This is a genomic window from Halomonas sp. ABH4_019 (assembly GCF_056159885.1).
This window is the reverse complement of record NZ_JBSWWC010000002.1, coordinates 611,107-623,443: the sequence shown is the minus strand read 5'-3', so window position 1 is coordinate 623,443 and position 12,337 is coordinate 611,107. Positions and strand designations below refer to the sequence as shown.

Here is a 12,337-nt window from a genome sequence, read left to right as displayed (position 1 = left end):
AAAAGGCGAGCCTCGGCTCGCCTTTTCTCTTTCTTCCCGGTGTTCGTGTGCCGGAGAAGGGGTTGCCAGGCAGAGCGGTATCCGCTATGATGGCGCCCGCTGTCGCTGAGGCCTCCCGCAAAGGGTGGTCGCGGAAGCAACAGGCCAGTAGCTCAATTGGCAGAGCAGCGGTCTCCAAAACCGCAGGTTGGGGGTTCGATTCCCTCCTGGCCTGCCAGTCTTCCCCAGGCTGGTGAGATTTCTTGTGTTTTTCACGTTTCGATTGCCGCGCCTTGAGGAGTCTCGTTTTCATGAAACATAACGCCGAGGTGCAGGAGTCGCGCCACGACGGGCTCAAGTGGGCGGTTGTCGTCATTCTTCTGGTTCTCGCCGTGGTCGGCAACACCTACTTTGCCGACCAGGCGTTGCTCTATCGTGTGCTTGGTGTCGTCGTCCTCGGTGTGGCGGCGGCCCTGGTGGCGCTGACGACCGCCAAGGGGCGCGATCTGCTGGAGCTGGCCCGCAGTGCCAAGAAGGAAATTCAGCGCGTCGTGTGGCCGACTCGCCCCGAGACCATTCAGACGACCGCCATCGTGCTGGCGGCCGTGCTGGTGGTGGGGTTGATGCTGTGGCTCATCGATACGCTTCTTGGCTGGGCGATGTCCGGCGTCATTGGTTAGGAGTCTTCATGTCCAAGCGTTGGTACGTCGTTCACGCCTACTCCGGCTTCGAGAAGCATGTCATGCGCTCCCTCGGGGAGCGCGTGAAGATGTATGGCATGGAGGACCGTTTCGGCGAGATCCTGGTGCCGACCGAAGAAGTCGTCGAGATGCGTGACGGCAAGCGCCGCAAGAGCGAGCGCAAGTTCTATCCCGGCTATGTGCTGGTCGAGATGGAGATGGACGACGCGACCTGGCACCTGGTCAACGAGACCCCGCGCGTCATGGGGTTCATCGGCGGCACCAAGGAGAAGCCGGCCCCGATCACCCAGCGGGAGGCCGATGCCATCCTCAGCCGGGTCAAGGACGGCACCGAGAAGCCGCGCCCCAAGACCCTGTTCGAGCCGGGGCAGTCCGTGCGCGTCATCGACGGGCCTTTCGCCGACTTCAATGGCGTGGTCGAGGAAGTCAACTACGACAAGAGCCGCCTGCAGGTCAGCGTGCTGATCTTCGGGCGCTCGACGCCGGTCGAGCTGGAGTTCGCCCAGGTCGAGAAGGAATAAGCTCCTCGCGAGCGACGAGATTACGTGGCGACCGCCGGGCGGTCGCCTTCACCGGGGAGCCGCAAGGCGCTATCACCCATCTGGAGTAAATCATGGCCAAGAAAGTCCAGGCTTACATCAAGCTGCAGGTCGCAGCCGGTAAAGCCAATCCGAGTCCCCCCGTGGGCCCCGCGCTGGGTCAGCACGGCGTCAATATCATGGAGTTCTGCAAGGCGTTCAACGCCGAGACCCAGGACATCGAGCCGGGTCTGCCGACTCCCGTGGTCATCACCGTCTATTCCGACCGCAGCTTCACCTTCATCACCAAGACCCCGCCCGCGGCGGTCCTGCTGAAGAAGGCGGCTGGCATCAAGTCCGGCTCTGGCGAGCCGAACAAGAACAAGGTCGGTACCGTGACCCGCGAGCAGCTCGAAGAGATCGCCAAGACCAAGGAGCCGGACCTGACGGCTGCCGATCTCGACGCCGCGGTGCGTACCATTGCCGGTAGTGCCCGCAGCATGGGCCTGAACGTGGAGGGCCTCTGATCATGGCTAAGCTCACCAAGCGCGCGCAGCAGATTCGCGAGAAGGTCGACCCGAACAAGGCCTATTCCCTGGAAGAGGCCGTGGCCCTGCTCTCCGAGCTGTCCACCGTCAAGTTCAATGAGTCCGTGGACGTCGCCGTCAATCTCGGCGTCGATCCGCGCAAGTCCGATCAGGTCGTGCGTGGCGCCACCGTCATGCCCAACGGTACCGGCAAGGACGTGCGTGTCGCCGTCTTCACCCAGGGTGCCAACGAAGAAGCCGCCAAGGAAGCCGGTGCCGATATCGTCGGCATGGACGACCTGGCCGAGCAGGTCAAGAAAGGCCAGCTCGACTTCGACGTGGTCATCGCATCGCCGGACGCCATGCGCGTCGTCGGCCAGCTGGGCCAGATCCTCGGTCCGCGCGGCCTGATGCCGAACCCCAAGGTCGGCACCGTGACCCCGGACGTGGCCACCGCCGTTAAGAACGCCAAGGCCGGTCAGGTGCGCTTCCGTACCGACAAGAACGGCATCATCCACGCCACCCTCGGCAAGGTCGACTTCGACGCTACCGCCATCCGCGGTAACCTCGAGGCGCTGATCGCCGACCTGAAGAAGCTCAAGCCGAGCACTTCCAAGGGCGTGTATTTCAAGAAGGTCTCCCTGTCCACCACCATGGGCCCGGGGCTGACCGTCGACCATTCCGCGTTCGTGTAACGCCGACGTCGACACAGTAGCAAGAGACTTTGCGGTCCCCGTGCTTGGTTCGACGAGAGCCGGCGGGGCACCGTCAAAGACCGCAGGCGCCGCTTCGCTACGGGAAGCGGCTTAATCGTCCCTCGGGGCCGCCTGCGCAGATGGTGTGGCCGCCAGATATCTGGTGAGCACCATCACCCAGGACCCTCGTCCAGGCCCCACGGGGCCGGTCGAGGGAGATGGTAACCACCGGAATCCTCTGCGGAGATTCCGGCACGAAGGAGTGATCACCGTGCCACTAGCACTCGAAGGCAAGAAGGCCATTGTTGCCGAGGTCAGTGAAGCGGCCAAGGATGCTCTCTCCGTCGTCGTTGCCGATTCTCGCGGCGTTTCGGTCAGCAAGATGACCGACCTGCGCAAGCAGGCTCGCGAGAATGGCGTGCAGATCCGTGTTGTCCGCAACACCCTGGCACGCCGCGCCCTGGAAGGCACTCAGTGGGAGTGCCTGAACGAGTCTTTCGTGGGTCCGACTCTCCTGGCCTTCTCCACCGAGCATCCGGGCGCCGCCGCCCGCCTGTTCAAGGAGTTCGGCAAGGACGAGGCAGACTTCGAAGTCAAGGCGCTGGCATACGAAGGCGAGTTCATCCCGGCGAGCGATCTCGACCGCCTGGCAAGCCTGCCGACCTATGACGAGGCCATCGCCAAGCTGATGTCCGTCATGAAGGAGGCTTCCGCCGGCAAGCTGGTTCGTACCCTCGCCGCGCTGCGTGACCAGAAGGAAGGCGAGGCCGCCTGAACGGCGAACTCGACCTCCACGCGCGAATCGAACATTGAATCACCGAGCCATCGGCCTGCCGAGGCTCCCGCAAAGTTAGGAACGTGAAAATGGCACTGACCAAAGAAGACATCATCAACGCCGTCGCCGACATGTCCGTGATGGAAGTCGCCGAGCTGATCGAAGCGATGGAAGAGAAGTTCGGCGTGACCGCCGCTGCCGCCGTCGTGGCCGGCCCGGGTGGCGGTGAAGCCGCTGCCGCCGAAGAGCAGACCGAGTTCGACCTGGTGCTGACCGGCGCTGGCGACAAGAAGGTCAACGTCATCAAGGCGGTCCGCGAGATCACCGGCCTGGGCCTGAAGGAAGCCAAGGGCGCCGTCGACGGTGCTCCGGCCACCCTGAAGGAAGGCATGTCCAAGGAAGACGCCGAAGAAGCCAAGACCAAGCTGGAAGAAGCCGGCGCGAGCGTGGAGCTCAAGTAATCCTTGTGCCCACGGCTTCACGCGCTGCGTAAGCTTCCACGGCTGGTGGCGGGACACCCGCTGCCGGCCTTTTTCTGTTGTCGCTAGGCGGTTCGCCCTCCGGGCCCCCGCCAGCCGAATTCCGACGGCGAGCCTCCCTGTGGAGGCTTGCCGTCAGCGCCTGACGGAGCCGCATCCGTCGGGTGGCGCCGACACGCATCGGTCACCCATGGTGAACAAGCTGGGGAATACAGATGGCTTACTCATACACTGAGAAAAAACGCATCCGCAAGGATTTCGGCAAACTGCCCCAAGTGATGGATGTGCCTTACCTGCTGGCCATCCAGCTTGATTCCTATTACGACTTTCTCCAGCAGGATCGCTCACCCGAAGAACGTCTCGACGTCGGCCTGCATGCCGCCTTCCGCTCGGTGTTCCCGATCGAGAGCTTCTCCGGCAATGCCGCCCTGGAATACGTCAGCTACCGTTTCGGCACTCCGGCCTTCGACGTCAAGGAGTGCCAGCTGCGTGGCGTCACCTACTCGGCCCCCCTGCGCGTCAAGGTCCGCCTGATCATCTACGACAAGGATTCGTCGAACAAGGCGATCAAGGACATCAAGGAGCAGGAAGTCTACATGGGGGAGATCCCCCTGATGACCGAGAACGGCACCTTCGTGGTGAACGGTACCGAGCGTGTCATCGTCTCCCAGCTGCACCGCAGCCCGGGCGTGTTCTTCGATCACGACAAGGGCAAGAGCCACTCCTCCGGCAAGCTCCTGTATTCCGCCCGGGTGATTCCCTACCGCGGCTCCTGGCTGGACTTCGAGTTCGACCCGAAGGACAACGTCTTCGTGCGCATCGACCGTCGCCGCAAGCTGCCGGCCTCGGTGCTGCTGCGTGCGCTCGGCATGAGCGCCGAGGAGATCCTCGACGAGTTCTTCGAGACCAGCACCTTCCACATCGAGAAGTCCGGCTTCTCCGTGGAGCTGGTGCCGTCGCGCCTGCGCGGCGAGACCGCGACCTTCGACATCAAGGATGGCGAGGGTAACGTCATCGTCGAGGAGGGCCGCCGGATCACCCAGAAGCACATCCGCCAGCTGGAGAAGACCGGCCTCGAGCGCCTCGAGGTGCCGATGGACTACCTGTTCGGCAAGACCCTGGCCAAGGATCAGGTCGACCCGAACACCGGCGAGCTGATCTGCGCCTGCAACACCGCGATCACCCCGGAGCTGCTGGAGTCCCTGGGCCAGGCCGGCCTGACCCGCCTGGAGACCCTGTACACCAACGACCTCGACTGCGGTCCCTTCATCTCCGACACCCTCCGCCTGGACACCACCGGGTCGCAGCTCGAGGCGCTGGTCGAGATCTACCGCATGATGCGCCCCGGCGAGCCGCCCACCAAGGAAGCCGCCGAGACGCTGTTCAACAACCTGTTCTTCACCGAGGACCGCTACGACCTGTCCGGCGTCGGTCGCATGAAGTTCAACCGTCGGCTGCGTCGCGACAGCGATACCGGGGCCGGCGTGCTCGACCAGCGCGACATCCTCGACGTGCTCGGCGAGCTGATCAACATCCGTAACGGCTTCGGCGATGTCGACGACATCGACCACCTGGGCAACCGCCGCATCCGCTGCGTCGGCGAGATGGCCGAGAACCAGTTCCGCGTGGGCCTGGTGCGCGTCGAGCGCGCGGTCAAGGAACGCCTCTCCATGGCCGAGAGCGAAGGCCTGATGCCCCAGGACCTGATCAACGCCAAGCCGGTGGCCGCGGCGGTGAAGGAGTTCTTCGGCTCCTCCCAGCTGTCGCAGTTCATGGACCAGAACAACCCGCTGTCCGAGGTCACCCACAAGCGCCGCGTCTCCGCCCTCGGCCCGGGCGGCCTGACCCGCGAGCGGGCCGGCTTCGAGGTGCGCGACGTCCACGCCACCCACTACGGCCGCCTGTGCCCGATCGAGACCCCGGAAGGCCCGAACATCGGCCTGATCAACTCGCTGGCCACCTACAGCCACACCAACAGCTACGGTTTCCTCGAGACCCCGTACCGCAAGGTGGTGGGCAGCCAGGTGACCGACGACGTGGTGCATCTCTCCGCGATCGAGGAGGGCGACTTCGTCATCGCCCAGGCCTCGGCCACCGTGGACGAGGGCGGCAAGCTGGTCGACGACCTGGTGCAGGTCCGCCACCGCGGCGAGACCACCTTCATGCGCCCCGAGCAGGTCACCCTGATGGACGTCTCGCCGCGCCAGGTGGTGTCCGTGGCCGCGGCGCTGATCCCGTTCCTCGAGCACGATGACGCCAACCGCGCCCTGATGGGGGCCAACATGCAGCGTCAGGCCGTGCCGACCCTGCGCGCCGAGAAGCCCCTGGTGGGCACCGGCATGGAGCGCTTCGTGGCCCGCGACTCCGGCGTCTGCGCCGTGGCGCGGCGCGGCGGCACCATCGACTCGGTGGATGCCAAGCGCATCGTGGTGCGGGTCAACGAGGACGAGATCATCGGCGGCGAGGCCGGCGTCGATATCTACAACCTGACCAAGTACCTGCGCTCCAACCAGAACACCTGCCAGAACCAGCGTCCGATCGTGCGCCCCGGCGACAACGTGGCGCGCGGCGACATCCTGGCCGATGGCCCGTCCGTCGACATGGGTGACCTGGCGCTGGGCCAGAACATGCGCATCGCCTTCATGCCGTGGAACGGCTACAACTTCGAGGACTCCATCCTGCTCTCCGAGCGGGCCGTCCAGGAAGACCGTTTCACCACCATCCACATCCAGGAACTGACCTGCGTGTCCCGCGACACCAAGTTGGGCGCCGAGGAGATCACCTCGGACATCCCCAACGTCGGCGAGTCGGCGCTGGCCAAGCTGGACGAGGCGGGCGTGGTCTACATCGGCGCCGAGGTCGGCGCGGGCGACATCCTGGTCGGCAAGGTCACGCCCAAGGGCGAGACCCAGCTGACGCCGGAGGAGAAGCTGCTGCGTGCCATCTTCGGCGAGAAGGCCTCCGACGTGAAGGACACCTCCCTGCGTGCCCCGACCGGCATGAAGGGCACCGTCATCGACGTCCAGGTGTTCACTCGCGACGGCGTGGAGAAGGACTCCCGGGCGCTGTCCATCGAGCAGATGCAGCTCGACGAGGTGCGCAAGGATCTCCAGGAGACCTACCGCATCGCCGAGGACGCGACCTTCGAGCGCCTGCAGCGCACCCTGTCCGGCCAGGCCGTCAACGGCGGACCCAAGCTCAAGAAGGGCGACGTGCTCGGCGACGAGTACCTCGAGGAGCTGCCGCGTCAGCAGTGGTTCAAGCTGCGCATGCAGGACGAGGCCCTCAACGAGCTGCTGGCCCAGGCCGACGAGCAGCTGGAGCAGCGCCGCAAGGAGATGGACGAGCGGTTCGAGGACAAGAAGCGCAAGCTCACCCAGGGTGATGACCTGGCGCCGGGCGTGCTCAAGATCGTCAAGGTCTACCTCGCCATCAAGCGCCGCCTGCAGCCGGGCGACAAGATGGCCGGTCGTCACGGTAACAAGGGTGTCATCTCGGCGATCATGCCCATCGAGGACATGCCGTTCGACGACAACGGCGAGCCGATCGACGTGGTGCTCAACCCGCTGGGCGTGCCGTCGCGGATGAACGTCGGTCAGATCCTCGAGACCCACCTGGGCATGGCCGCCCGCGGCCTCGGGGTGAAGATCGAACACATGCTGCGCGACGCCCGTGAGCAGCAGGTCGCCCAGCTCCGCGAGTTCCTGGGCGAGGTCTACAATTCCACCAGTGGCACCCGGGTCGAGGACCTGGACTCCCTCGGCGACGACGAGGTGATCGCCCTGGCCAAGAACCTCAAGGCGGGCGTGCCGATGGCCACGCCGGTGTTCGATGGCGCCCGCGAGGGTGAGATCAAGCACCTGCTCAAGCTCGCCGACCTGCCGGACTCCGGCCAGATGACCCTCTACGACGGGCGTACCGGCGATGCCTTCGATCGCCCGGTGACCGTGGGTTACATGTACATGCTGAAGCTCAATCACCTGGTGGATGACAAGATGCACGCGCGTTCCACCGGCTCCTACTCCCTGGTGACCCAGCAGCCGCTGGGCGGCAAGGCGCAGTTCGGTGGTCAGCGCTTCGGGGAAATGGAGGTCTGGGCCCTGGAAGCTTATGGCGCCGCCTATACCCTCCAGGAGATGCTCACCGTCAAGTCCGACGACGTGGAGGGCCGCACCAAGATGTACAAGAGCATCGTGGATGGCGACCACACCATGCAGGCGGGCATGCCGGAGTCCTTCAACGTGCTGGTGAAGGAAATCCGCTCGCTGGGCATCGATATCGAACTGGAGAGCTGAGGCGGCCGCTAGGCGCTTCGCAGTAATGACGGTCCGCGGGGGCGTGCGCGCCCCCGCCCATGACAACTCCGCAACGGAGCCGACCCATGAAAGATTTGGTGAAAGTCCTCAAATCGCAGTCTCAGTCCGACGAGTTCGACGCGATCAAGATCACCCTGGCGTCGCCGGACATGATTCGCAGCTGGTCCTTCGGCGAGGTCAAGAAGCCCGAGACCATCAACTATCGTACCTTCAAGCCGGAGCGCGACGGGCTGTTCTGCGCCAAGATCTTCGGCCCGGTGAAGGACTACGAGTGCCTGTGCGGCAAGTACAAGCGGATGAAGCATCGCGGCATCATCTGCGAGAAGTGCGGCGTCGAGGTCACCAAGGCCGCCGTGCGCCGCGAGCGCATGGGCCACATCGAGCTGGCGAGCCCGGTCGCCCACATCTGGTTTTTGAAGTCGCTGCCGTCGCGCATCGGCATGTTCCTGGACATGACCCTGCGCGACATCGAGCGCGTGCTCTACTTCGAGAGCTTCATGGTCGTCGATCCGGGCATGACCACCCTCGAGCGCGGCCAGCTGCTCAACGACGAGCAGTACTTCGAGGCCCTCGAGGAGTTCGGTGACGACTTCGACGCCCGCATGGGCGCCGAGGCCGTCCAGGCCATGCTCAAGGACATCGATCTCGAGGAAGAGATCGAGCGCCTGCGCGAGGAGATCCCGCAGACCAACTCCGAGACCAAGATCAAGAAGCTGTCCAAGCGGCTCAAGCTGCTGGAAGCCTTCCAGGGCTCCGGCAACGATCCGGCGTGGATGGTCATGGAAGTGCTGCCGGTGCTGCCGCCGGACCTGCGTCCGCTGGTGCCGCTGGACGGCGGTCGCTTCGCGACCTCCGACCTCAACGACCTGTACCGTCGCGTGATCAACCGCAACAACCGCCTCAAGCGGCTGCTCGATCTCAACGCGCCGGACATCATCGTGCGCAACGAGAAGCGCATGCTGCAGGAAGCGGTCGACGCGCTGCTCGACAACGGTCGCCGAGGCCGGGCCATCACCGGCTCCAACAAGCGTCCGCTGAAGTCGCTGGCCGACATGATCAAGGGCAAGCAGGGGCGCTTCCGTCAGAACCTGCTGGGCAAGCGCGTCGACTACTCCGGCCGCTCGGTCATCACCGTGGGCCCGACCCTGCGCCTGCACCAGTGCGGCCTGCCGAAGAAGATGGCGCTCGAGCTGTTCAAGCCGTTCATCTACTCCAAGCTGCAGTACAACGGCCAGGCGTCCACCATCAAGGCCGCCAAGAAGATGGTCGAGCGCGAGCTGCCCGAGGTCTGGGACATCCTCGCCGAGGTCATCCGCGAGCACCCGGTGCTGCTCAACCGCGCGCCGACCCTGCACCGCCTGGGCATCCAGGCCTTCGAGCCGCTGCTGATCGAGGGCAAGGCGATCCAGCTGCACCCGCTGGTGTGCGCCGCCTACAACGCCGACTTCGACGGCGACCAGATGGCCGTGCACGTGCCGCTGACCCTGGAGGCCCAGCTCGAGGCCCGGGCGCTGATGATGGCCACCAACAACGTGCTGTCACCGGCCAACGGCGAGCCGATCATCGTGCCGTCCCAGGACGTGGTGCTGGGGCTGTACTACATGACTCGCGAGAAGATCAACGCCAAGGGCGAGGGCATGGTGTTCTCCGACCTCAACGAGGTCGAACGCGCCTTCGGCACCCAGAGCGTGGCGCTGCATTCCCGGGTCAAGGTGCGCCTCGACGAGCTGGTGATCGACGAGGAGTCCGGCGAGACGAGCGAGACCCGCAGGATCTACGACACCACCGTGGGTCGCGCGCTGCTGTTCCGCATCCTGCCCGACGGCGTGCCCTTCGAGCTGATCGATCAGCCGATGAAGAAGAAGGCCATCTCCAAGCTGATCAACGAGGTGTATCGTCGTGCCGGCCTCAAGCCCGCGGTGATCTTCGCCGACCAGCTGATGTACACCGGCTTCCGCATGGCCACCTGGTCCGGCGCCTCCATCGGCGTCAACGACTTCGTCATCCCGGATGCCAAGGCCGAGATCGTCGAGGGGGCCGAGGAAGAGGTCAAGGAGATCGAGGACCAGTTCTCCTCCGGTCTCGTGACCGCGGGCGAGAAGTACAACAAGGTCATCGACATCTGGGCGCGCGCCAACGACCAGGTTGCCAAGGCGATGATGACCGGCATCTCCAAGGAGAGCGTGATCGACCGCGAGGGCAACGAGGTCGAGCAGGACTCCTTCAACAGCGTCTTCATCATGGCCGACTCCGGCGCCCGGGGTAGTGCCGCCCAGATCCGCCAGCTGGCGGGCATGCGTGGCCTGATGGCCAAGCCGGACGGCTCGATCATCGAGACCCCGATCGTCGCCAACTTCCGTGAAGGCCTGAACGTCCTGCAGTACTTCATCTCGACCCACGGCGCGCGTAAGGGCCTGGCGGACACGGCACTCAAGACCGCCAACTCCGGTTACCTGACCCGCCGCCTGGTCGACGTGGCCCAGGACATGGTCATCACCGAGGCGGACTGCGGCACCGAGAACGGCCTGACCCTGCACCCGGTCATCGAGGGCGGCGACATCATCGTCTCGCTGGCCCAGCGCGTGCTCGGCCGCGTGGTCGCCCAGGACGTCATCGATCCCAACACCGAGGAAGTGCTGATCCCGCGCGACACCCTGCTCGACGAGGCCTGGTGCGCCGAACTCGACACCATGGGCGTCGACGAGATCGTGGTGCGCTCGACCATCACCTGCGAGACCAGCCACGGCGTCTGCTCGTCCTGCTACGGCCGTGACCTGGCGCGTGGCCACCAGGTCAACGTCGGCGAGTCCGTGGGCGTCATCGCCGCCCAGTCGATCGGCGAGCCGGGCACCCAGCTGACCATGCGGACCTTCCACATCGGCGGCGCGGCCTCCCGGGCCTCCGCGGTGGACAGCGTCCAGGTCAAGCACGGCGGCAAGGTGCGCCTGCACAACATCAAGCACGTCGAACGCGGCGACGGCAAGCTGGTGGTGGTGTCCCGCTCCAGCGCCCTGGCCGTGGCCGACGAGCACGGCCGCGAGCGCGAGTACTACAAGCTGCCCTACGGCGCCGAGCTCTCGGTGAAGGACGGCGAAGCGGTGGATGCCGGCCAGACCGTGGCCAAGTGGGATCCGCACACCCACCCGATCGTCGCCGAGGCCGAGGGTCAGGTGCAGTACGCGGACATGGACGAAGGCGTCACCATGCACCGCAGCGTGGACGAGATGACCGGCCTGTCCTCCATCGAGGTCATCGAGTCGGCGGCGCGTCCCATGGCCGGCCGCGACAAGCGCCCGATGATCCTGCTGGCCGACGAGGCCGGCAAGCCGGTGACCGTGTCCGGTTCCGATACCCCGGTGCAGTACCTGCTGCCCGGCAAGGCCATCGTCACCGTCGATGACGGTGCCAAGATCGGCGTCGGCGAGGTGGTGGCCCGTATCCCGGTGGAAGCCACCGGCAACAAGGACATCACCGGCGGTCTGCCGCGGGTCGCCGATCTGTTCGAGGCCCGCAAGCCCAAGGAGCCGGCGATCCTGGCCGAGATCAGCGGCACCATCAGCTTCGGCAAGGAGACCAAGGGCAAGCGTCGCCTGACGATCACTCCGGAAGACGGCGATCCGTTCGAGATGCTGATCCCGAAATGGCGCCAGATCGCGGTGTTCGAGGGCGAGACCGTCGAGAAGGGCGAGGTCATCTCCGACGGTCCGAGCAACCCGCACGATATCCTGCGCCTGCTGGGCATCGCGGAGCTGGCCAAGTACATCACCACCGAGGTGCAGGACGTCTACCGCCTGCAGGGCGTGGGCATCAACGACAAGCACATCGAAGTGATCGTGCGTCAGATGCTGCGCAAGGTCGAGATCACCGACGCCGGCGATTCCGACTTCATTCCCGGTGACCAGGTCGAGCTGGTGCGGGTGCTGGAGCAGAACGCTGCGCTTTCGGCCACCGACAAATTCCCGGCCAAGTACCAGCGCCTGCTGCTGGGGATCACCAAGGCCAGCCTGGCCACCGAGTCGTTCATCTCCGCGGCCTCCTTCCAGGAGACCACGCGGGTGCTGACCGAGGCGGCGGTCACCGGCAAGCGCGACTACCTGCGCGGCCTCAAGGAAAACGTGGTGGTGGGACGCCTGATCCCGGCCGGTACCGGCCTCACCCACCACGCGGAGCGTCGCCGCAAGCGTGAAGACGCCGAGCGCGTGCTCCAGCCGTCCGCCTACGAGGTCGAGCAGGAGCTGGGCGCCCAGCTCACCGCGCTCGATTCGGACGACGACGAGATCTGACGCCCGCCGTCCGCGCGGCGCCCTGGGGCGCCGCGCTTGACGGTCGGTGGCGTCAGCCATTAGA

General features: G+C 65.4%; 8 protein-coding genes and 1 tRNA gene. All 9 read left to right on the top strand.

Annotated features, from left to right (window positions below):
- Positions 1-141 precede the first annotated feature (141 nt).
- Positions 142-217 (top strand) — tRNA-Trp (locus ACXAFN_RS10090).
- A 73-nt stretch (positions 218-290) separates the two neighbouring features.
- Complete coding sequence (secE, locus tag ACXAFN_RS10085; RefSeq protein ID WP_474988386.1) at positions 291-659, top strand: preprotein translocase subunit SecE; 369 nt, start codon at positions 291-293, stop codon at positions 657-659.
- Between the two features lie 8 nt (positions 660-667).
- Complete coding sequence (nusG, locus tag ACXAFN_RS10080; RefSeq protein WP_474988385.1) at positions 668-1,201, top strand: transcription termination/antitermination protein NusG; 534 nt, start codon at positions 668-670, stop codon at positions 1,199-1,201.
- A 92-nt stretch (positions 1,202-1,293) separates the two neighbouring features.
- Positions 1,294-1,725, top strand: a complete 432-nt coding sequence (rplK, locus tag ACXAFN_RS10075) for a 50S ribosomal protein L11 (RefSeq protein ID WP_019020553.1) — start codon at positions 1,294-1,296, stop codon at positions 1,723-1,725.
- 2 nt (positions 1,726-1,727) lie between these two features.
- Complete coding sequence (rplA, locus tag ACXAFN_RS10070) at positions 1,728-2,420, top strand: 50S ribosomal protein L1 (protein WP_474988383.1); 693 nt, start codon at positions 1,728-1,730, stop codon at positions 2,418-2,420.
- A 271-nt stretch (positions 2,421-2,691) separates the two neighbouring features.
- Positions 2,692-3,195 carry a 50S ribosomal protein L10 gene (gene rplJ / locus ACXAFN_RS10065; protein ID WP_474988382.1) on the top strand — a complete coding sequence of 168 codons (504 nt, stop codon included), beginning with the start codon at positions 2,692-2,694 and terminating at the stop codon, positions 3,193-3,195.
- Between the two features lie 89 nt (positions 3,196-3,284).
- A complete protein-coding gene (gene rplL / locus ACXAFN_RS10060; protein WP_474988380.1) occupies positions 3,285-3,656 on the top strand; it encodes a 50S ribosomal protein L7/L12 in 372 nt (123 codons plus the stop codon).
- Positions 3,657-3,889: 233 nt separating this feature from the next.
- The gene (gene rpoB / locus ACXAFN_RS10055; RefSeq protein ID WP_474988378.1) at positions 3,890-7,969 is read left to right on the top strand and encodes a DNA-directed RNA polymerase subunit beta; all 4,080 of its coding nucleotides are present in this window, start codon (positions 3,890-3,892) and stop codon (positions 7,967-7,969) included.
- Positions 7,970-8,055: 86 nt separating this feature from the next.
- The gene (gene rpoC / locus ACXAFN_RS10050) at positions 8,056-12,273 is read left to right on the top strand and encodes a DNA-directed RNA polymerase subunit beta' (protein WP_474988377.1); all 4,218 of its coding nucleotides are present in this window, start codon (positions 8,056-8,058) and stop codon (positions 12,271-12,273) included.
- Positions 12,274-12,337 lie beyond the last annotated feature (64 nt).